At 71.2% G+C, this 20,482-nt stretch carries 20 protein-coding genes; 9 read left to right on the top strand and 11 right to left on the bottom strand.

The window, feature by feature from the left end; genetic code table 11:
- The first annotated feature begins 38 nt into the window (after positions 1-38).
- On the top strand, positions 39-1,628 hold the full coding sequence (locus O7635_RS13370) for an acyl-CoA carboxylase subunit beta (protein WP_278080730.1): 1,590 nt from the start codon (positions 39-41) through the stop codon (positions 1,626-1,628).
- A gap of 4 nt (positions 1,629-1,632) precedes the next feature.
- On the opposite strand, the gene O7635_RS13365 is transcribed toward O7635_RS13370, so the two are convergent.
- Positions 1,633-3,234 carry an LLM class flavin-dependent oxidoreductase gene (locus tag O7635_RS13365; RefSeq protein WP_278080729.1) on the bottom strand — a complete coding sequence of 534 codons (1,602 nt, stop codon included), beginning with the start codon at positions 3,232-3,234 and terminating at the stop codon, positions 1,633-1,635.
- Positions 3,235-3,316: 82 nt separating this feature from the next.
- Between O7635_RS13365 and O7635_RS13360 the strand changes: the two genes are divergently transcribed.
- A complete protein-coding gene (locus tag O7635_RS13360) occupies positions 3,317-3,835 on the top strand; it encodes a MarR family winged helix-turn-helix transcriptional regulator (RefSeq protein ID WP_278080728.1) in 519 nt (172 codons plus the stop codon).
- Between the two features lie 11 nt (positions 3,836-3,846).
- Here the strand turns inward: O7635_RS13360 and O7635_RS13355 are convergent, their stop codons facing one another.
- Genes O7635_RS13355 through O7635_RS13335 form a run of 5 tightly spaced genes read right to left on the bottom strand, consistent with a single transcriptional unit; the run spans position 3,847 to position 8,444 of the window.
- A complete protein-coding gene (locus O7635_RS13355; RefSeq protein WP_278080727.1) occupies positions 3,847-4,749 on the bottom strand; it encodes a hypothetical protein in 903 nt (300 codons plus the stop codon).
- Positions 4,742-5,236 (bottom strand): SigE family RNA polymerase sigma factor, encoded by a 495-nt coding sequence (locus O7635_RS13350; protein WP_278085470.1) that lies wholly within the window; start codon positions 5,234-5,236, stop codon positions 4,742-4,744. The genes O7635_RS13355 and O7635_RS13350 overlap by 8 nt, the downstream gene beginning before the upstream one ends.
- Positions 5,237-5,272: 36 nt before the next feature.
- A complete protein-coding gene (locus tag O7635_RS13345) occupies positions 5,273-6,013 on the bottom strand; it encodes a M50 family metallopeptidase (RefSeq protein WP_278080726.1) in 741 nt (246 codons plus the stop codon).
- A 14-nt stretch (positions 6,014-6,027) separates the two neighbouring features.
- Positions 6,028-6,246: a hypothetical protein gene (locus O7635_RS13340; protein ID WP_278080725.1), complete on the bottom strand. Its 219-nt coding sequence runs from the start codon at positions 6,244-6,246 to the stop codon at positions 6,028-6,030.
- Positions 6,247-6,299: 53 nt separating this feature from the next.
- Entirely contained in the window at positions 6,300-8,444 is a 2,145-nt protein-coding gene (locus O7635_RS13335; protein ID WP_347405278.1) for a protein kinase, read from the bottom strand.
- An 83-nt stretch (positions 8,445-8,527) separates the two neighbouring features.
- Here O7635_RS13335 and O7635_RS13330 point away from each other — a divergent pair, with 83 nt between their 5' ends.
- From O7635_RS13330 to O7635_RS13315, 4 genes are all read left to right on the top strand, one after another.
- The gene (locus tag O7635_RS13330) at positions 8,528-8,725 is read left to right on the top strand and encodes an acyl-CoA carboxylase subunit epsilon (RefSeq protein ID WP_278080723.1); all 198 of its coding nucleotides are present in this window, start codon (positions 8,528-8,530) and stop codon (positions 8,723-8,725) included.
- 88 nt (positions 8,726-8,813) lie between these two features.
- Complete coding sequence (locus O7635_RS13325) at positions 8,814-9,221, top strand: hypothetical protein (RefSeq protein ID WP_278080722.1); 408 nt, start codon at positions 8,814-8,816, stop codon at positions 9,219-9,221.
- A gap of 1,287 nt (positions 9,222-10,508) precedes the next feature.
- Positions 10,509-11,495: a type VII secretion-associated serine protease mycosin gene (gene mycP, locus O7635_RS13320; protein WP_278080721.1), complete on the top strand. Its 987-nt coding sequence runs from the start codon at positions 10,509-10,511 to the stop codon at positions 11,493-11,495.
- Positions 11,496-11,501: 6 nt separating this feature from the next.
- Positions 11,502-12,134, top strand: coding sequence for a nucleoside triphosphate pyrophosphatase (locus O7635_RS13315; RefSeq protein WP_278080720.1), 633 nt, complete (start codon positions 11,502-11,504; stop codon positions 12,132-12,134).
- Here O7635_RS13315 and O7635_RS13310 read toward each other — a convergent pair.
- The 4 genes from O7635_RS13310 to O7635_RS13295 all read right to left on the bottom strand — a co-directional run bounded on the left by O7635_RS13310 (position 12,078) and on the right by O7635_RS13295 (position 15,773).
- Entirely contained in the window at positions 12,078-13,280 is a 1,203-nt protein-coding gene (locus tag O7635_RS13310; RefSeq protein WP_278080719.1) for an MFS transporter, read from the bottom strand. The genes O7635_RS13315 and O7635_RS13310 overlap by 57 nt on opposite strands.
- A gap of 82 nt (positions 13,281-13,362) precedes the next feature.
- The gene (locus tag O7635_RS13305) at positions 13,363-14,127 is read right to left on the bottom strand and encodes an ABC transporter permease (protein WP_278080718.1); all 765 of its coding nucleotides are present in this window, start codon (positions 14,125-14,127) and stop codon (positions 13,363-13,365) included.
- A 6-nt stretch (positions 14,128-14,133) separates the two neighbouring features.
- Positions 14,134-15,093, bottom strand: a complete 960-nt coding sequence (locus tag O7635_RS13300) for an ATP-binding cassette domain-containing protein (protein ID WP_278085469.1) — start codon at positions 15,091-15,093, stop codon at positions 14,134-14,136.
- Positions 15,094-15,155: 62 nt separating this feature from the next.
- Positions 15,156-15,773, bottom strand: a complete 618-nt coding sequence (locus O7635_RS13295; RefSeq protein WP_347405277.1) for a PadR family transcriptional regulator — start codon at positions 15,771-15,773, stop codon at positions 15,156-15,158.
- 70 nt (positions 15,774-15,843) lie between these two features.
- Here O7635_RS13295 and O7635_RS13290 point away from each other — a divergent pair, with 70 nt between their 5' ends.
- Positions 15,844-17,592, top strand: coding sequence for a biotin carboxylase N-terminal domain-containing protein (locus O7635_RS13290; RefSeq protein WP_278080717.1), 1,749 nt, complete (start codon positions 15,844-15,846; stop codon positions 17,590-17,592).
- 32 nt (positions 17,593-17,624) lie between these two features.
- The gene (locus O7635_RS13285; protein ID WP_278080716.1) at positions 17,625-19,064 is read left to right on the top strand and encodes a GuaB1 family IMP dehydrogenase-related protein; all 1,440 of its coding nucleotides are present in this window, start codon (positions 17,625-17,627) and stop codon (positions 19,062-19,064) included.
- Between the two features lies 1 nt (position 19,065).
- Here the strand turns inward: O7635_RS13285 and O7635_RS13280 are convergent, their stop codons facing one another.
- Positions 19,066-19,644, bottom strand: coding sequence for a TetR/AcrR family transcriptional regulator (locus tag O7635_RS13280; RefSeq protein ID WP_278080715.1), 579 nt, complete (start codon positions 19,642-19,644; stop codon positions 19,066-19,068).
- A 69-nt stretch (positions 19,645-19,713) separates the two neighbouring features.
- Between O7635_RS13280 and O7635_RS13275 the strand changes: the two genes are divergently transcribed.
- The gene (locus O7635_RS13275) at positions 19,714-20,160 is read left to right on the top strand and encodes a DoxX family membrane protein (protein ID WP_278080714.1); all 447 of its coding nucleotides are present in this window, start codon (positions 19,714-19,716) and stop codon (positions 20,158-20,160) included.
- Positions 20,161-20,482: the final 322 nt, after the last annotated feature.

Here is a 20,482-nt window from a genome sequence, read left to right as displayed (position 1 = left end):
ACAACCTCGGCGGACTGAACCGTCGTTACGATCGGGCCGTGACAGATCAACGCAGTGCCGAGGTCGACATCCGCACCACCGCCGGGCGGCTCGCCGACCTCGCGGCCCGGGTCGACGACGCCACCCACGCGGGCTCGGCGCGCGCGGTCGAGAAGCAGCACGCGCGCGGCAAGAAGACCGCTCGCGAGCGGATCGAGATGCTGCTCGACGAGGGCAGCTTCGTGGAGCTCGACGAGCTGGCCAGGCACCGCTCGGTCGCCTTCGGACTCGACAGGACCCGGCCGTACGGCGACGGCGTGATCACCGGCTACGGCACCGTCGACGGCCGCCAGGTCTGCGTGTTCGCGCAGGACTTCACCGTGTTCGGCGGCTCGCTCGGCGAGGTCTTCGGCGAGAAGATCGTCAAGGTGATGGACCTCGCCATGAAGACCGGCTGCCCGATCATCGGCATCAACGACTCCGGCGGCGCCCGGATCCAGGAGGGCGTGGTCTCGCTCGGCCTCTACGGCGAGATCTTCTTCCGCAACGTGCGCGCCTCGGGCGTCGTACCCCAGATCTCGCTGGTCATGGGTCCCTGCGCCGGTGGCGCGGTCTATTCGCCGGCGGTCACCGACTTCACCGTGATGGTCGACCAGACGTCGCACATGTTCATCACCGGTCCCGACGTGATCAAGACGGTCACCGGCGAAGACGTCGGCATGGAGGACCTCGGCGGTGCCCGCACGCACAACACCCGCAGCGGCAATGCGCACTACCTGGCCACCGACGAGGACGACGCGATCGACTACGTCAAGGCGCTGCTGTCCTATCTGCCGGCCAACAACCTCGACGAGCCGCCCGTCTTCCCGGCCCCGGCGACCCTCGACATCACCGACGACGACCGCGAGCTCGACACGCTGGTGCCCGACTCGGCCAACCAGCCCTACGACATCAAGACCGCGGTCACCCACGTGCTCGACGACGGCGAGTTCCTCGAGGTGATGCCGCTCTACGCGCAGAACATCGTGGTCGGCTACGGCCGGGTCGAGGGCCGACCGGTCGGCGTGGTGGCCAACCAGCCGCTGCACTTCGCCGGCACGCTCGACATCGCGGCGTCCGAGAAGGCGGCCCGGTTCGTGCGGACCTGCGACGCGTTCAACATCCCGGTGCTGACCTTTGTGGACGTTCCCGGTTTCCTGCCCGGCACCGGCCAGGAGTGGGACGGCATCATCCGGCGCGGGGCCAAGCTCATCTACGCGTACGCCGAGGCCACCGTCCCCAAGCTCACCGTCATCACCCGCAAGGCCTACGGCGGGGCGTACGACGTGATGGGTTCGAAGCACCTCGGCGCCGACCTGAACTTCGCGTGGCCGACCGCGCAGATCGCCGTGATGGGGGCGCAGGGCGCGGTCAACATCCTCTACCGCGGCGAGCTCGCGGAGGCCGACGACCCGGCCGCCCTGCGCGCCGCGAAGATCCAGGAGTACGAGGACACGCTGGCCAACCCCTACATCGCGGCGGAGCGGGGCTACGTCGACGCGGTGATCCCGCCGCACGAGACGCGGGTGCAGATCGTCCGCGGCCTGCGAGCCCTGCGCACCAAGCGGGAGACGTTGCCGCCCAAGAAGCACGGCAACATCCCGCTCTAGCCGCTCAGTGGGCGCCGTAGCGCGCCAGCGGCTCGACCAGCGAACGCTCCTCATAGGACAGATGGGAGAGCAGCGTGTCGGTGAGCAGGTCGACTTCGGCCCGCAGGCCCTTGAGGTCGCCCTCGCCGCCGACGAGCGCCACCAGCGCGCGGTCGACGCTCTCGATCACCTCGTGGATGACCTTGTGCTCGTCCTCGAGCCGCAGCGTCACCGGGCCGAGCCGCGGGTCGGCCTGCCGCAGGAACGGCAGCATCGAGGCGTCCTCGATGGTGTGGTGGGTGGTGACCAGCCGGCAGTACGACTCGCAGTAGGTGCCCAGCGTCCAGTTGTTCTGCCGCAGCGTCATCTCGTTGATCGCCGAGCGCGCGTCGCCCACCCCGATCAGGCCGGCCTCGACCTGGTCGATCAGGTCGCGCACCTGGGCCAGCTCCTGCCGCAGGTGGTCGTGGATGTCGACGAGCTGCTGGCCGCGGGCCCGCTCGTGCCGCGTGTAGGTCCGCTCCGCGTCGATCCGCGGCGCCACCGGGCGCTCGCTCTCGTCCCAGACGGTGCGGCTGGCCAGCCGCGTGCCGTCGTCCGGGGTGGGGACGATGCCGAGTCCGGGGATCTCGCCCGACACGGTGATCGACTCCCGCGGGCCTTCCCCTTCGCGCGCACGGCCCTCGACGGCGGGCTCGACGCCGCCTTGGCCCGCGTCATCGTCCTGCGGCGTGGCGCGCGGGCGGGCGCGTTCCGCCGCGACCAGCTCGCGCACCGCGGGCGCGACCTCGACGCCGAACCGCTGGATCGTCGACGCGTCGTCGGAGGCCAGGATGAACGCGCTGAAGCCATGGGCCAGCGTGAGCTCACCCAGCTGCTCGGCCCACTCGCTTGGCGTACCGGAGATGCCCCCGCCGGAGCGCCCGAACACGCCGCTGATGTTGACGAGCCGCCGGATGTCGGCCGGCGACCGCCCGGCGTTGACGGCCGCGTCGTCGATCAGCCGGTTCAGCGCCGACAGCTGGTCGACGTCGACGTAGCCCAGCGACGGCAGCCACCCGTCCGCCAGCCGCCCGATCAGCCGGAGCATCCGGGGCTTGTAGGCGCCGACCCAGATCCCGATGTCGTGTGCCGGCTCGGGGCCGACCTTCGCGCCCTTGACCTGGTAGTGGCGGCCGTCGACGCGTACCGACGGGCCCGTCTGGCCCCAGATCCCCCGGATCACCGCGATGCCCTCTTCGAGCGCCTCGACCGACTCGGCCGGGGTCCGGCGCGGGCCGCCGTTGGCCGCGATCGCGTCCCAGAAGGCGCCGGCACCCAGCCCCAGCTCGACCCGACCGCCGCTGAGCAGGTCGAGCGTCGCGGCGGAGCGGGCCAGCACGGCCGGCGGGCGCAGCGGCAGGTTGGCCACGTTGGGCGAGACCCGGATGCGCTGCGTGCGGCCGACGATCATCGACAGCAGCGTCCAGGTGTCGAGGAACGCCGCCTGGTAGGGATGGTCCTGCGCGGTGACCAGATCGAGCCCCGCCTGCTCGGAGACCTGCGCCAGCGCGACCACCCGCTCGGGCGCGTCGGCCCGCGGGGTGACGAAGGTGCCGAACAACAGCTCGTGCCCGTAGTCGGTCAAGGGGTACCTCCGATGGGGGACGGTTGACGCGTCAACCATAACGCAACTGGCTGATACGTCAACCAATGGCTATCGTCACAGGATGGCCACCAACGGCACCCGTACGCGTCCCAAGGCGCTGTCGGCGCGCGAGCAGCGGGCGTGGGACCGCTACCGCCGCATGCAGGGGCTGCTCGCCAGCCAGCTCAACCGGCAGCTGATGCAGGAGACGGGGCTGTCCGACGCCGACTACGGGATCCTGTCCGCGCTGCTCAAGGCCCCCGAGCACCGGCTGCGCGGGCTGGCGCTGCGCTGTGAGGTGCAGTGGGAGAAGAGCCGGCTCTCCCACCACCTGGGGCGCATGCAGGCCCGCGGCCTGGTCGCCCGGGAGGACTGTGTCGAGGACTCGCGTGGCGCCGTGTTCCGGCTGACGGAGGCCGGCCGGGCCGCCGTCGAGGGTGCGGCCGACGACCGGGTGGCCGCCGTCCGGACGTACCTCCTGGATCTGCTGACGCCCGATCAGCTCGACGCGCTCGCGGAGATCAGCGACGCGGTGCTGGCGCGGTTGGCTGACGACGACGCGCACCGGCGCGCGGTGGCGGAGCTCGCCCGCGGCGCCTGAGCGGGCCTCGGTCAGCAGGGCGGCGTGGCGGCCGTGCACAACCAGGCGGCGGCGCGAGTGGCCAGCTTCAGCGGGACGGCCGGGCCTTCGTCGCCCACCTGCTCCACGGTCGCGACCAGGTCGCCGACGCGGATCACGAGCACCGCCGACGCGCCGAGGTCCGCATCCCGCTGGCCGGTCATGGCGGTCACCCTGTGCTGGAAGAGCAATGAGTCGTCGCCCGCGAAACCCTGGTCGACCAGCACCCAGGCGTGTGTGGTGCGCACCTTCTTCGGCAACCCCGTGGGGTCGTCGGCGGACAGCGTCCCGTCGGCCACGTACTTCGGGCAGGCCTTGGTCAGCTGGACCGCCTCGGCCACCAGCTGCCGGGAGACATCGCCGGGCAGCCGCATCACCGTCTGGCGGAGCACGGACAGCGCGGTCTTGGGTTCACCCGGCACCTTGGGTGGATAGCCGACCGTCTGCTGCCGGCGGAACTGGTAGACGCCCTGGTAGGTCGGCACGGTCGCATAGGTGTTGCACAACGCGACGGGCAGCACCCAGTCGCCGACCGGCCGGTTCTGGTCGACGGACACGTCGGTCGCGATGAGCCCCGGCGCGACGTCCTCCGGCGTCAGCAGCGCTTCCGGCGGTATCCAGGCCGGGTCCTGCGGGCCGATCGTGGTGGCCACGGGCTCGGGCACCGCCGGTGCGCCGGCCGCGCCGAACAGATCCACCTGCTCGGCCGGTTGCTGAAAAGGCCGCGTGGCCGCGATCCAGATGCCGGAGAACAGCAGGAGTACGCACAACGAGGCTGACAGCGCGGCCCGCCGGCTGCGGCGGCGACCGATGCGGCGCAGCTCCTCGCCGTTGGCCCACTCGACCCGGCCGAGGTCGGCGGCGAGCCGTTGGGCGAGGTCGATCTCGTCACGCATCGGCCACCTCCCCCAGCTCGACGGCGAGCAGCCCGGCCAGCGCCACGCGGCCGCGGGCCAGGCGCGCCTTCACCGTGCCCTCGGGCGCGCCGGTCTCCCGGGCGACCTCGGCCACCGGCATGCCCATCAGGTAGTACAGCGCGATCGCCGTGCGTTGCTCCTCCGGCAACCGGCGCAACGCGGCAACCACCTCGACGGTGTCGGTGGTGGGTGGCGGCACCGACTCGACGGCGCCGTGCCGCAGGTAGGCGCGGGCCCGGCTGCGCAGGCTCCGCCAGCGGCTGACCGCGATCCGCGCGGCCACGACCCGCATCCACGCTTCCGGGTCGTCGTAGTCACGCACCGTCGACCAGCGTTGCCACGCCCGGATGTAGGCCTCCTGGACGGCGTCCTGCGCCTCGGACAGATCACCGGTCAGCACGTAGACGAAACCGAGCAGCCGCTGCCGGCTGGCCCGGTAGAACTCGTCGAAGTCCGCGCCGTCCACGAAAAGCAACACGCGGCAGCCCGCGGTTCGGTTGCCTCAAGTGGCGATTCCCGCGGTGCGGAGGATCGGCTCGCCGAGCAGCCAGGCGCCGATGGCCAGGGCGACGAGGGTGACGACGCCGAACAGGGTGACCCAGAGCAGGGCCGGGACGTGGGTGACGCGGGCGAGCTGGTCGGCGTCGGAGTCGGGCAACCGGCCCCGGCTGCGCAGCGTCTGCAGCTCGCCGACCGGCCGCACACCGCCGATCAGCAGGAACCAGACCGCGAGGTACGCGAAGATGGCCTGCACCTGGGGCGAGCCGAACCAGGAGACGGCGAACACCACGGCGCCGGTGACCACGACCGAGAAGACGCCGTACGGGTTGCGGATCAGCAGGAGCATCGCCAGCAGCAACGCGACGGTCACCCACAGCAGCAACGTGATGTGGTTGCCGCCGAGCAGCACCGCTCCGCCGAGACCGAGCAGCGACGGGGCGACGTACCCGCTGAAGAGGGTCATCGCCATGCCCGGACCCGTCGGCCGCCCCGCGGAAAGCGTCAGGCCGGACGTGTCGGAGTGCAGCCGGACGCCGCGCAGCCGGCGGCCGGTGAGCAGCGCGGCCAGGGCGTGGCCGCCCTCGTGGGCGATCGTGATGGCGTTGCGCGCCACCCGCCACGGCCCGCGGACCAGGACCACCGCGAGCGCCAGGAGGGCGGTCACCACGACCAGCCAGGAAGGTGGGTCGGGCTGAGCGCCGAACAGGCGATCCCAGATGTCCGTGACCTCGTCGAGCCGCATGGCCCGCGACAGTACTATGCGTTGCGCTCCAGAGGCACGGCCGAGGCGGCCGCGAGCCGGCGCGCCCGCCGCACGCGCGACGCGCAGCCGGCGGCCACACCGCCGGTCGCCAGGCACAGGAGGCCGATCAGCACGGTGAGGCCCGCGTTGACCACGACGAGCATGAGGTCACCGATCGCGACCAGCGCCCAGAGCAGATAGCTCGCCAGGGACCCGTGTCGTCGATGGACCATGTCGTCACCTCCTTCCGTTCCGCGGGGGTCAATACCCACCGGAAGGGGGTTTCTCACTGCCTCGCCGGCTTGAACCCTTCGATGATCACGTTGAGCATGCCCCGGCTGGCCCGCCACTGGCTGTCGGGAGTGCTGAAATAGATCGAGTACGCCTGGTCCTTCGCGGTGACGAAGCCACGGTTGAGCACGTGGAGGCGGGTCCCGCTGTTGCTGGTGTAGGTGAACTCCCAGTCGGCGGCCTTGTCCCAGTAGTCGACCGTCTCGATCCGGATTCGGCGGTAGTTGTTGTAGCCGCCCTTGCGGTACTGCTCGTTGGTGAGCCAGTCCTGGCGGGGGTCCGGCTTCGGGTTGCGGGTCCCTTCGATCAGCAGGAAGCGGTTGCCGTTGGGCTCGGTCCACTTGGCCCGACCGTCGTCATCGCGACTGAAGGTCCAGCCGTTGGGGACGGGCACCTTGAAGCCGCTGCCGTCGTCGCGCATGGTCCAGCCGGCGGGCAGCGTGAAGCCCGGCTCGCCCTGCGGCGGTGGTGGGGCCGTCGGCTCCTGGCCCTCCCCCTGTCCCGGCTCCTGGCCGGTGGGCGACTGGGTCGGCGCGCCGGACGCGGTCTGGTTGGCCCCCGGCTGGCCGCCGCCCTGGTTGGGCGCGCTGGCGCTGGGGTTGGGGTTGGCGCCGTTGGTGCCCTTGCCGCCGTCGTCGCGCAGCAGGAGCAGGACGACGGCCATCATGAGCACGACCGCGGCCGTGGCGGCGGCGAGCACGGCCAGCGAGCGGGTGCGGTGGTCCGTCCTTCGTGGACTCTTTCCGGTGCTCTGGTGGATGGTGCCCTGGGCCGTCGGGGGTGGCGGTGGCGGTGGTGGGACCGCGGCGCGGCCGGCGGGCGAGGTGGGGCGGGCGGTCGGGCCGGCCGGGGAGGCGGGTGCCGCCGGCGGGGCGGAGGTGGGGCGGGCCGTGGGCGCGACGTCGCCGGTCACCGGCGGGGCGGAGGTCGGGCGGGCGGCGGGTGAGGTCGGGCGGGCCGCCGGTGAGGTCGGGCGGGTGGTCGGGCCCGCCGGGGAGCCGGGGATGACCGGTGGTCGGTCGTCCTCGCTGCCGGGGGTCGGTGTGGTCGGCGCGCTCGGGGCGGCGGCGGCCGCCGTCGGTGCCGCCGGCGACGTCGGGGCCGCGGCCGGCGAGATCGGCCAGACGCCGGCGCCGGGTGGGTTGTGCGGCGGGCGTTGCCGCGGCACGGGAGGAGCGCTCTGCGGTGCGGCCGCCAGGCCGTTGGCCGGGGCCGGGCTTTGGGGGGTTGGCGCGGCCGGCGATGCGGGGGCGGCCGGGAGGCCGCGGAGGGCGGTGGGCCGGCGTACGCCGTCCAGGAGGGCGCGACGCGGGATGGTCTTGCGCCCGGCGGCCCGGCGCAGGAGACGGTCGGTCTCGTCCGGGTCGATCCGGTCGGCCGGGTCCTTCCGCAGGAGTCCATTGAGGACGGGCCGGAGCGGCCCGGCCTTGCGCGCCGGGGCCGGCGGCTCGGTGGCCAGCGCGGCGAGGGTGGCCAGGGCCGAGGGCCGCGCGAACGGCGACTGCCCTTCGACGGCGGCGTAGAGGGTCGCGCCGAGGGACCACATGTCGGTGCGGGGACCGGACGTGCCGTCGCGGGCGCGTTCGGGGGCGATGTAAGCGGGCGAGCCGAGCACCAGCCCGGTGCGGGTCACCGTCGGGTCGCCTGGGATGGTCGCCAGCCCCCAGTCGGTGAGCACGACCCGACCGTCTTCCGCGAGCAACACGTTGGCGGGCTTGATGTCGCGGTGCACGACCCCGGCGCGGTGGGCGGTGCGGAGGGCGGCCAGCATGCCGAGGCCGATCTCCGCGACACGGGCGGGCGGCAGTGGCCCGTCGCCGGCGATCACGTCCTGCAGCGAACGGGAGGCGACGTATTCCATGACGATCCAGGGGTCGCCGTCGGTGCGCAGGACGTCGAAGATGCGTACAACGTTGATGTGGTTGAGCCGCGCGATCGCGCGCGCCTCGCGTAAGGACCGCTCCCGCATCTCCCGGCGCTCGTCGTCGGTGAGCCCCGGCGGTGGCACCAGTTCCTTGATCGCGACCTCGCGGTGCAGCACCTCGTCGAGGGCGCGCCAGACCCGGCCCATGCCGCCTTGACCGAGCGGCTCGACGAGTCGATACCGGTCGGCGACGAGCTGCGGCTGAGTCATCGACATCACCCAAAACCGTACCTGTGCCCGCCGAACGCCACACGGCCGGCAGTTGCTCATGTGACGCAGACCGACCGTACGCTGGTGGGATGTCGGAGGAACCCCTGTTCAAGGTCACCCGCGGTACGCCCACCCCCGAGGAGCTGGCGGCCCTGGTAGGGGTCCTGTCGTTCCGCCCTGTGCCTTTTTCGGCCGCGCCGGTTTCGTCGCAATGGGTGCGATCCGCCCGACCGGGCCCGGTGCTGCCAGGTCCCGGCGCTTGGCGGGCGTCGGGGTTGCCGCGCTAAGTCGCACATTGGGGGCTGCGCGGCTGGTGCGGCGGGACTAACCTCACGGTCAGCAACGACTCGGTGACGCGCGAGGAGGTCGGTCGGGATGGCACTGTCCAACGAAGACCTCCCACCGGCCTGGCTGCGCGACTACGCCCAGATCGAGGCGGACATCGGCCGCATGGAAGAGTTCGCCGCGGCACTCGACGCCGAGGTCAGAGACAACTTCGCCCCGCACGTGTCGCCGATCTTCGACGACATTTTGGCGGAGCTACCACCGGCTTATACCGATTTTCCGGAGTTGCTGAGCTTCCTCGATCGCCATGTGGCGTCGGCGCAGGACACCGCCTACACCGTGTACTACTACCAGGACGTCACCGGCGGCTTCGCCGTCGCGGCGGGCGAAGTGAGCCGCAACTACCGCGACACGGACGCGTTCGCGCTGGCCCGGGTGGACGAGGTCAAGGCCGCTCTGGACAAAACGCCCGCGGGCTGGGGTGAGCCGGATGCGTGACCCGCTGGAGGGTGGTCGCCTTCCCACCGCGACGGACTGGTCGCGCCACGACACCCCGTCGATGTGGCGGATGCTGGAGCCGCAGCAGACTGATCCCCACTGGCGCCATGCTTCGGGCTTGCGGAAGCTTTCAGAGCTGACCGCCACCCACATGGCGCGATTGCAGGTCTACCGGGACCAGCTGGCGGAGGCGTGGCCGCCCGAGAAGAGCCCGGCATCGCGCGCCTTCATCGCGCGGCTGGACTACCTGATCGCCCACGTCCGCACGACGCACGAGGTAGCCGCCACGAACTACGGCGCCCTGACCACGGCGACGACAACGTTGGAGTCGGCGCGCACAAAGGTCGCCGCCATCCAGTCGGAGTATGCCGAAAAGCTAAAGGCCCGAAAGCACCACGACGCCCTAATAGAGTCCACAAAGACCTCCCAACTCCCCGGCACGACGATCGGCCCTTCCCCGGTAACGGACGCCGACCTAGAGCGCCTGAACACGAGGGCTCGCGCAGTGATGTCCGATCTCAGCAGCGCGCTTGTGCAAGCCCAAGACCAATTCCGCCAGCCACCGCCGTATTACGCGTCGGACGCGTGGGAAGGCAAGCCTTCACCGTCAGCACGCGGGCTGACTGCTATACCGAAAGTCCAGACGTTGAGTCCTCCCGTTGGTATCTCCGGCACCGGCCCTAAACCGACGCATCAAACCCTACCGTCAGCCGTCAGCAACGCAGTTCCGACGCAACCGGCAGCGCCCGCAAGACAACCCCAGGGAAAGATCACTTCCCCCGGGGGAGTTGTCGGCGGCTCGCCTGCTTCAGACCTCAAACAGCCACGCGGGACGGACCCGGCCGCCCGTTCAACCCGCTCCGGTTACACCGCCTCCACCACAGGCAAAGCGATCACGCCTGGAGGGGTCATTGGGGCTGCGCCGACTCGCCATTCGCAGCGGGCACCCGCACCTCTCAGTGAACCGCCACCAGGAGCCGCACCCCGAGTGAATCCGCCCGGCGGGGTGATCGCAGGCGGCCATCCCGCACCGATCCCAGCCCAACGAAGCCCCAGCAGTGACGCTGAGATTAAACGCCGCGATCCCGACACTGTTTGGGAGCTGCGCCAAGGTGTCCCGCCTGTGGTGTTGCCGCCACCCAAGGCAGAGATAGACCCAGGGCCGGCGATCGGCCTGGGACAACGGTGATGTTTCGACTCGCAGTGTCGCTAGTTGCGTGCTTATTAGCGGCACCAGGAAGCGTCGCGGCGGACGTCACCCGTGATCAACAATGGCATCTTCGAGCGTTGGACGCCGTCGCGGCGCACGAGCTCAGCCAAGGTCTTGGTGTAACTGTAGCGGTCGTCGACAGTGGAGTGGAGCTCCATCCAGACTTGCGTAGCAACGTCCTTCCCGGCACAAACGTTCTCGGCACAGCAGGCTCCGATGGCCACACGGATTCCACTGGCCATGGCACGGGTATGGCGGGCATTATCGCAGCCCACGGCGACGGTTCGGCCGGCGCGCTCGGCCTTGCACCAAAGGCAAAAATCCTGCCGGTGGCCGCTGGCCTAGGGGATAGCCCAAAGGGACAGGACGCTGTCGCGGAAGGAATCGCTTGGGCAACGACCCACGGCGCCGAAGTAATCAACGTTTCTGGGGGCGGGAATCCGTCGGACCGGCTGCGCGCTGCAGTCGAGGCTGCAGTCGATGCCGATGTAGTGGTGGTCGCGGCCGCAGGAAACCAACCAAGATCAAATGTAGGCTTCCCGGCAGCGTATCCCGGCGTGTTGGCAGTAGGAGCAACGGACCATAACGGCGACATCGCGGCTATATCCGCAACCGGGGAGAGCGTTGCCCTCACCGCGCCAGGCGAAGACATCATGACAACGAGGCTTGGCGGCGCGTATGGCGCTGGCACGGGCACCTCGGACGCCGCTGCGATCGTTTCTGGGGCCGTGGCGTTGGTGCGTAGTCGGTTTCCGGAGTTGTCTGCTGCCGAGGTGGTGCATCGGCTTACCGCTACCGCGACCGACAAGGGTCCGCCCGGTCGGGACGATCAGTATGGCTTTGGTGTGCTCAACATCGTTGCCGCGCTGACCGCCGACGTCCCCCCGCTCTCCCAAGCCACCCCCTCGCCACCGCAGCCAACCTCGAGCGTGGCCGCGCCACCCCGGGACAGCGACCGGCCACCGTGGGTCGGGGTTTTGGTTGCCGTTGCGGGTGTTATTACGGCCTTCGTGCTCATCCTGCGTGCCCGTCGGCATCGTCGGGAAAGGGGGACGGTAGCGTAGCTTTTCGTGCGAGCGGCTGGAACTACAACGTTGGTGTTGGCGTCTGCGAGTCCCGCCCGGCGGGCCTTGCTCAACGCGGCCGGGATCGATCCCCAGGTCGTGGTCAGTGGGGTTGACGAGTCCGTCGTGCGGGAGGACAGCCCGCAGGAGCTTTGCCTGACCCTGGCGCGGATGAAGGCGACCGAGGTCGCGCGGCGGTTGCCCGCCGAGGGGATCAGTGTCGGGCCCGGTGGGCGGCTGCTGGTGCTCGGGTGTGACTCCGTGCTGGAGTTCGAGGGCGCCGTCTACGGGAAGCCGACCGACTCCGACGACGCGACAAAACGCTGGCGGCGGATGCGGGGGCGGTCGGGCGTCCTGCACACCGGGCACTACCTGATCGACCTGGCCGGCGTGACCGTCGGCGCCGTCGGGTCTACCGTCGTGCACTTCGCGGAGCTCACCGACGACGAGATCGCCGCGTACGTCGGGACCGGCGAACCGTTGCACGTCGCCGGCGCGTTCACCATCGACGGGCTCGGGGGGCCGTTCGTCGAGCGGATCGAGGGCGACCACGGCACCGTCGTCGGGTTGTCGCTGCCGCTGCTACGCCACCTGCTCGACGATCTCGGAGTGCGGCTCACCGACCTCTGGAAGAGCTAGCGACCGCGCCAACCACGCCGTCAGCAGCACCGCCGCCCCGATGAAGGCCGGCAGCACCAGGAACGCCAGGTGCGTACCCGAGCGGTCGGCCAACGCCCCCAACAGCACCGGCGCCACGCCGAAGCCGAAGGCCACGGGATAAGAGGTCAGGCCCGACGCTCGGTCCGCCTGGCCGGGGGCGGCGGCCAGAGCCAGCGAGATCACCAGCGGGTACTGCACCGCCATGCCCAGGCCCACCACCAGCAGGCCGACCACGGCCAACCACGGCGCCGTCGCCACCCAGAACAACGCGAAGCCGCCGAACGTGACCACCAGCGACAGCAACAGCAGGCGCACCGTCGGCACGTGCAGAGCGATGCGGCCCGCGGCCAGGCGGCCCACGAACATCCCCGCCAGCACCGCCGCGAAGCCCGCCGCGGCCGGTCCCGACGCCATGCCGGCGTGGGTACGCAGCACGTCGACCGCCCACAGCGAGAAGCACACCTCGATCGACGAGGTCGCCGCCAACAGCACCAGGGCGATCCAGTAAGGCCGCGACAACGTGCCCGACGAAACAGAGCCGCCGGAGGCAACAGCACGGCGCGCCGGCGTGCCCACCCGCCACAGCGAACCGAGCACCAGCACGCCGACGATGAGCACCACCACCAGCGACAGCGCCGGCCGCCAACCCAGCCCGGCCGCCACGAACGCCCCGACCACCAGCGGCGCCACCACGCCCGTGAAGGCCGCCGTCGCGTTCGCCTCGCTCAGTGCCGCCGGCGCCGCCGCACCTTGATGATCGGACAGAGCGGCGTTGACGCCGTTGACGATGAACGAGCCGAACACCGACACCACCACCGCCGCGCCGACCGTGACCGGCAGCGGTCGGGCGACCCAGAGGATCCCGACGACCAGCACCACGCCGGCGAGGCCGGTCCAGATCGTGGCGCCGCGACCGATCCGCCGGGACACCGGGGAGAAGATGAAGCCCGCGATCAGGATGCCGGCCGCGAGACCGGTGCCGTGCAGGCTCGCCAGCGCCGCGCTGACGCCCTGCTCGTCGCGGAGCAGCGGCACCACCGGCCCGAAACCGTAGAGAAAGAAGCCCCACACGCCCAGCTGCGCGTACAGCAGCAGGGTTATCCGGTCGTGGACGAGGCGGGGCACGACCTCACGGTACGCGGAGAGAGCGCTTGCACAGGAATGGGTGCCCGCGGCCCCCCCGGCCCGCGGACACCCCAGCCCGGAATCAGCGCACGCTGCGCGCGAACTCCCGGGCCGCCCACCAGACCGACAGCACGGTGAGCACCGCGACGATCAGCAGGCCCTGCCAGACGCGGTCGTTGCCGATGTCGCCGGCGAACAGCGCCCGCGTGCCGTCGACCGCCCACGAGAACGGGTTCCACTTGGCGACCGCCTCGAGCCAGCCCGGCGCGAACTGGAGCGGTAGCAGGATGCCGGATAGCAGCAGCACCGGCTGGGCCACCGTGTTCATCAGTGGGGCCAGCGCGTCCTCGCTCTTGACGGCCAGCGCCACCCCGTAGGAGACCGCCGAGGTCATCAGGGCGATCAGCGCCAGCATCAGGTAGGCCAGCAGCAGGTCGCCGATGAAGACGCGCAGGTCGAAGAAGAGCGCCAGGATCGTGATGATGCCGGCCTGGGCGATCAGCGACACCACGTCGCGCAGCGAGCGGCCCAGCAGCAGCGCGAACCGGCTGACCGGCGTCACCCGGGACCGCTCGATCACCCCCGCGCGCAGCTCGGCGATCAGGCCGAAGCCCTGGAACAGGCCGCCGAAGATCGCCAGCAGCACCAGCAGGCCGGGGACGAACACCCGGTAGGCCTCGGCGTCGGTGGTGACGCCGAGCGGCGACAGGGCCGGCTTGAGCAGGGGTGCGAAGAGCAGTAGGTACATCACCGGCTGGAAGACGCCGACGAAGACCCAGATCGGGTTGCGGAGCAGCAGCTGGATCTGGCGCGAGAAGATCAGCCAGCAGTCACGGAGGAACTTCATCTCGAGTCACTTCTCCCGCAGCGAACGGCCGGTCTTGGTGAGGAAGACGTCGTCGAGGCTCGGCCGGTGCAGCTCGATCGACTTCAGGGTGACGCCGTTGCGCTCGAGCTCGCGCAGCACCTGGGGCATGGCGGTCGCGCCGTCCTCGACGAACAGTCGCAGGCCCTCGCCGGTGTCGAGCTTCTCCAGGCGGGAGACGAAGGTGGCCGAGTCGAGCAGGTTGGCCGCCTCGGCGGTCGCGCCGTTGAGCCCGACGGTGATCACGTCGTGGGAGATGGACCGCTTGAGCGCGGCCGGCGTGCCCTCGACCACGACCTCGCCGTTGTCCATGATCGCCACTCGGTCGCAGAGCGCGTCGGCCTCTTCGAGGTAATGGGTGGTGATGAATACCGTCATGCCCTCGGCGCGCAGCCGGCGGATCTCGTCCCACATGTGCGCCCGGCTCTGCGGGTCGAGGCCGGTCGTCGGCTCGTCGAGGAACACCACCCGCGGCTCGTGGATGATGCCCAGCGCGATGTCGACCCGGCGCCGCTGGCCGCCGGAGTAGGTCTTGCACTTGCGGTCCGCGTATTCGGCCAGCTGGAAGGCGTCGAGCGCCCGGGCCGCCCGCTCCAGCGCGGCCGCCTTGCCGATGCCGTAGAGCCGGGCCTGCAGCACCAGCTCCTCGCGCGCGGTCGAGTCGTCCCACGTGCTGCCGCCCTGTGCGACGTAGCCGATGCGGCGGCGCACCTCACCCGGGTCGCGCAGCAGGTCGGCGCCCGCGACCGTGGCGGCGCCGCCGTCGGGGACGATCAGCGTGGCCAGCATCCGCAGCGTGGTGGTCTTGCCGGCGCCGTTGGGGCCGAGGAACCCGAAGATCTCACCCTCGTCGACGCGCAGGTCGACGCCGCGCACGGCTTCGACCAGTTTCTTCTCTCTGCCCTGGCGGGAGCGGAACGACTTCCGCAGCCCGCTGGTCTCGATGATCATGAACCACCCCCGGGTCGACTGATGTCACCCGGGACTCTAACGCGATATAACTCGACTGGTCAACGTTGAATATTGCTTGTCCTGTCGAGATAGTCGCGGAACTCGGGAGACTCGCGGAGGCTATCGGGCAGGTACGACACTCCCGACTCGATCAACTCCGCGATGCGCTCGCACCACGCGATCTCTCCCTCCATCCGCGCGATGCTGAGCTCGAACATCCAGGCCACGTGCGTCGGCTTGAGCTCGTTGATCCAGCGCGACTCCAGCGAGGACCGCATCCCGTCGGCCGTCGCCCGCAGCACCGTGGCCCGGTTGCGCAGGGCGGCCGACGCCTCCTCCCGCGGCAGCGACGGCAGGAAGGAGAAGGCGGCGAAGAACGGATCGGCCGGCATGGCCACGTTCCACCAGAGGTCGCGCAGCAGCGTCTCGAACTCGGCCTCGCCCTTGGCCGTGATCTCGTAGGACGTGCGCGCCGGCCGCCCGTTGACCTGGTCGGTGCCGACCTCGCGCAGCATGTCCTCCTCGGCCAGCTTGCGCAGCCCGTGATAAATCGATCCAGGTTGTACGTTGGCCCACCGATCGGCGCCCCAACTGAGCAGCTCACGCCGCACGTCGTAGCCGTGCACCGGCTGCATGAGCCGCACCGCGCCGAGGATCATCATCCGAGTTGCCGACACGTGCCAAGCGTTGCACATCCCACAGCAACTCCCGGGTAAGTTGATCATCCCCGCCGATACACTCCCGAATATGCGCAAGGTTCTGATCGCCAACCGTGGTGAGATCGCGGTGCGGGTCATCCGCGCCTGTCGCGACGCCGGTCTGGGCAGCGTGGCCGTCTACGCCGACTCCGATCGCGACGCGCCACACGCCGTGCTCGCCGACGAGGCGTACGCACTGGACGGCGCGACCGCCGCCGACACGTACCTGCGCATCGACAAGCTGATCGACGTGGCCCAGCGGGCCGGCGCCGACGCCGTACACCCGGGTTATGGCTTTCTCTCGGAGAACGCCGAATTCGCGGCCGCGGTGATCGAGGCGGGCCTGACCTGGATCGGCCCGTCGCCACAGGCGATTCGGGATCTCGGTGACAAGGTCACTGCCCGGCACATCGCCCAGCGCGCCGGCGCCCCGCTCGTCCCCGGCACCCCGGACCCGGTCAAGGGCCCCGACGAGGTGGTCGCGTTCGCCGAGCAGCACGGCCTCCCGGTCGCGATCAAGGCGGCGTTCGGCGGCGGCGGGCGCGGCCTCAAGGTGGCCCGCACGATCGAGGAGATCCCAGCGCTCTACGAGAGCGCGACCCGTGAGGCGGTCGCGGCGTTCGGCCGGGGCGAGTGCTTCGTGGAGCGCTACCTCGACCAGCCGCGGCACGTCGAGGCCCAGGTCCTGGCCGACCGGCACGGCAACGTGGTCGTCGTCGGCACCCGCGACTGCTCGCTGCAGCGCCGCCACCAGAAGCTCGTCGAGGAGGCCCCCGCGCCGTTCCTCACCGACGAGCAGCGCAAGCAGATCCACGAGAGTGCCAAGGCGATCTGCCGGGAGGCGGCGTACGAGGGCGCCGGCACCGTGGAATACCTCGTCGGCGGCGACGGCACCATCTCGTTCCTCGAGGTCAACACCCGGCTGCAGGTCGAGCACCCCGTCTCCGAGGAGACCTCCGGCATCGACCTGGTGCGCGAGCAGTTCCGGATCGCGGCCGGCGAGCCGCTGCGGCACACCGAGGATCCGACGCCGCGCGGCCACGCCTTCGAGTTCCGGATCAACGGCGAGGACCCGGGCCGCAACTTCCTCCCCGCGCCCGGCACGGTGACGACGTTGCGGATGCCGAGCGGCCCGGGCGTACGCGTGGACGCCGGCATCACCGAGGGTGACGTCATCGGCGGCAACTTCGACTCGCTGCTTGCCAAGATCATCGTCATTGGCGAGACCCGCACCGAGGCGCTGGAGCGGTCCCGGCGCGCGCTCGACGAGATGGTGGTCGAAGGCATGGCCACCGCGCTGCCGTTCCACCGGCTGGTGGTGCGCGACCCGGCGTTCACCGAGGAGCCGTTCCGGGTGCACACCCGGTGGATCGAGACGGAGTGGGACAACACGGTGGCGCCGTTCGACGCCGCGGCGGCCGCCGCGTCGGCGGAGGCGGAGCGCGAGACCGTCGTGGTCGAGGTGGGCGGCAAGCGGCTCGAGGTGCGCCTGCCCGCCGGCTTCGGCCAGGGTACGGCGGCCGCCGCCACCCTGGCCCGCCCCGCGCGCCGGTCGGCCGGGCGCAGCGGCCCGAGCGCGTCCGGCGGCGACACGCTCAGCTCGCCGATGCAGGGCACGATCGTCAAGGTCGCCGTCGCTGACGGTGACGAAGTCGCCGAGGGAGACCTGATCGTGGTGCTCGAGGCGATGAAGATGGAGCAGCCGATCACCGCGCACAAGGCCGGCACCGTCTCCGGGCTCGCGGCCGCGGTCGGCGCCACGGTCACCGCCGGCGCCCCGATCTGCACGATCGCTTAGCGGTTGGGCGGCGCCGCGGGAATGATGGCCGGGTGAGATTTCTCGACGGCAACGCGCCCGGCCACGATCTGACGTACAGCGACGTCTTCATGACGCCGAACCGGTCGGAGCTGGTGTCGCGGCTCGATGTCGACCTGTCGACCGACGACGGCAGCGGCACCACCATCCCGCTCGTGGTGGCCAACATGACCGCCGTCGCCGGCCGCCGGATGGCCGAGACGGTGTCCCGCCGGGGCGCGATGGCCGTGATCCCGCAGGACATCCCGATCGACGTGGTCGCCGACGTGGTGGGCTGGGTCAAGCAGCGCCACCTGGTGCACGACACCGCGATCACGCTCGGCCCGACCGACACGGTTGGTGACGCCATCCACCTGCTGCCCAAGCGGGCCCACGGCGCGGTGGTCGTGGTCGACGCGGGTCAGCGCCCGGTCGGCGTGGTCACCGAGGCGGACCTGGTCGGCGTCGACCGGTTCGCTCAGGTCCGGCACGTGATGTCGACCGAGCTACTGACCGTGCCGGCCGAGGCCGACCCGCGACGCGGCTTCGACGCGCTGTCGGCCGGCCGGCGCCGGATCGCACCGGTGATCGACGTCGAGGGCCGGCTGGTCGGCGTGCTGACCCGGGCGGGGGCGCTGCGCGCGACGCTCTACCGGCCGGCGCTCGACGCCAAGGGCCGGCTGCGGATCGCGGCCGCGGTGGGCATCAACGGCGACGTCGTCGGCAAGGCGGCGGCGCTGCTCGAGGCCGGGGTCGACACGCTGGTCGTCGACACCGCGCACGGCCACCAGGAGAAGATGCTGACCGCGCTGCGGTCGGTGCGGGCGCTCGACCCGAGCGTGCCACTCGTCGCCGGCAACGTGGTGACTTCGTCCGGGGTGCGTGACCTGGTGGACGCGGGCGCCGACATCATCAAGGTCGGCGTCGGACCGGGCGCGATGTGCACGACCCGGATGATGACCGGGGTCGGCCGGCCACAGTTCTCGGCCGTGCTCGACTGCGCTCTGGCGGCCCGGGCGCTGGGTCGGCACGTCTGGGCCGACGGCGGCGTACGCCATCCGCGCGACGTGGCGCTGGCCCTGGCCGCGGGGGCGTCCAACGTGATGATCGGGTCCTGGTTCGCCGGAACCTACGAGTCGCCCGGCGACCTCTACACCGACCCCGACGGGCGGCGCTACAAGGAGAGCTTCGGGATGGCGTCGGCCCGCGCGGTCAGCGCCCGCACCGCCGACGACAGCCCGTTCGACCGGGCCCGCAAGGCGGTGTTCGAGGAGGGCATCTCGTCGGCGCGGATGTACCTCGACCCCGCCCGCCCCGGCGTCGAGGACCTGATCGACGAGATCGTCGCAGGGGTACGCAGCGCGTTCACCTATGCGGGGGCGGCCTCGATCCCGGACTTCCACGAGCGGGCCGTGGTCGGGGTCCAGTCGGCGGCCGGGTACGCGGAAGGCATGCCCTCCCCCACCAGCTGGTAGCTCAGCCCCGCGCGAACAGCGGCCGGATCACGGCGCGGGCCGCCTCCTCCGGATCATTGCCCAGGTCCGTCCGGAGCGCTCCGCTCAACCACAGCGTCGCGAATCCGTGCACGATCGACCAGGCGGACAGGCCGGCGATGCGCGCGTCGGAGCCGCGTAGCTCCTTCGCGCCCACTGTGGCGACGGCAGCTGCCAGCGCGCCCGAGGCACGATCCTCGGCCGCCAGTAGCTCCGGGTCGGTGCGGTTGAACAGTTTCGGCTGGAACATCACGTCGAAGTGCGCGGGATGGGCGACCGCGAACCGGACGTAGCCCACGCCGGCCTCGAGCACCCCGCCGCCGGCGGCCCGGGTGCGGTCGAGCTCGTCGGCCAGCAGGTCGAAGCCCTCGGCGGCCAGCGCGGTGAGCAGGCCGGCCTTGTCGCCGAAGTGGTGGGCCGGCGCGGCATGTGAGACGCCGGCCCGGCGGGCGAGGTCGCGCAGGCTCAACGCGGCGGGGCCGCTCTCGGTGATCGCCTCGGCGGCCGCCGCGAGCAGGGTCCGGCGCAGGTCGCCGTGGTGATAGGGCCGGGTGTCTCTCATGCCGCCACTGTAACTTGCCACTGACAAGTTGAGGTGCTAACTTGACAATGACAAGATTGGAGATCCGTCATGGCACCCCTCGTCTTCCTCGTTGTCGGTTTCGTCCTCGCCCGCGTGGCCGGCCTCGCCGGCATCGACGCCCTCGACGGTTGGCTGCCCGCGCTCCGGGTCGGGCTCGCGGTCATGTTCGTGGTCACCGGCCTCGCCCACTTCGCGCCCAAGATGCGGGCGGGCATGATCGCGATGGTGCCGCCTGGGCTGCCGCGGCCGGCTCTGCTGGTCACGGTCACCGGCGTGCTGGAGCTGATCGGCGCCGTCGGCCTGCTCATCCCGGCCACCGCCCGCTTCGCGGCGATCGGGTTGGCACTGCTCATGGTCGCGATGTTCCCGGCCAACGTCTCCGCGGCCCGACGCAAGCTCTCGCTCGGCGGCCGCCCCGTCGAACCGATCGGTCGCCGGACCGCCCTGCAGATCTTCTGGATCGGCCTCGCCGCAGCCGTCGCCGTCGCGGCGTGACGCTCCAGTTTTCCTTTGCTCTGCTTCCATCGACGTATCGCGCCTGGGTCGGCGTCGCATCGCCAGCGGCGCACGGCGTAACGCTACGCTCCTTTGCTCTGCTTCGATGCACGCATCGCGGAGGGCCACGCACCGCGGAGGGCCACGCACCGCGGAGGGCCACGCACCGCGGAGGGCCACGCACCGCGGAGGGCCACGCACCGCGGAGGGCCACGCACCGCGGAGGGCCACGCACCGCGGAGGGCCACGCACCGCGGAGGGCCACGCACCGCGGAGGGCCACGCACCGCAAATGAGCCGGTGTCGCATCGCCGGCGGCTTAC

This window comes from Asanoa sp. WMMD1127, from assembly GCF_029626225.1.
In the GTDB taxonomy this organism is placed as follows: domain Bacteria; phylum Actinomycetota; class Actinomycetes; order Mycobacteriales; family Micromonosporaceae; genus Asanoa.
This window is presented reverse-complemented; position numbering and strand designations above follow the sequence as displayed.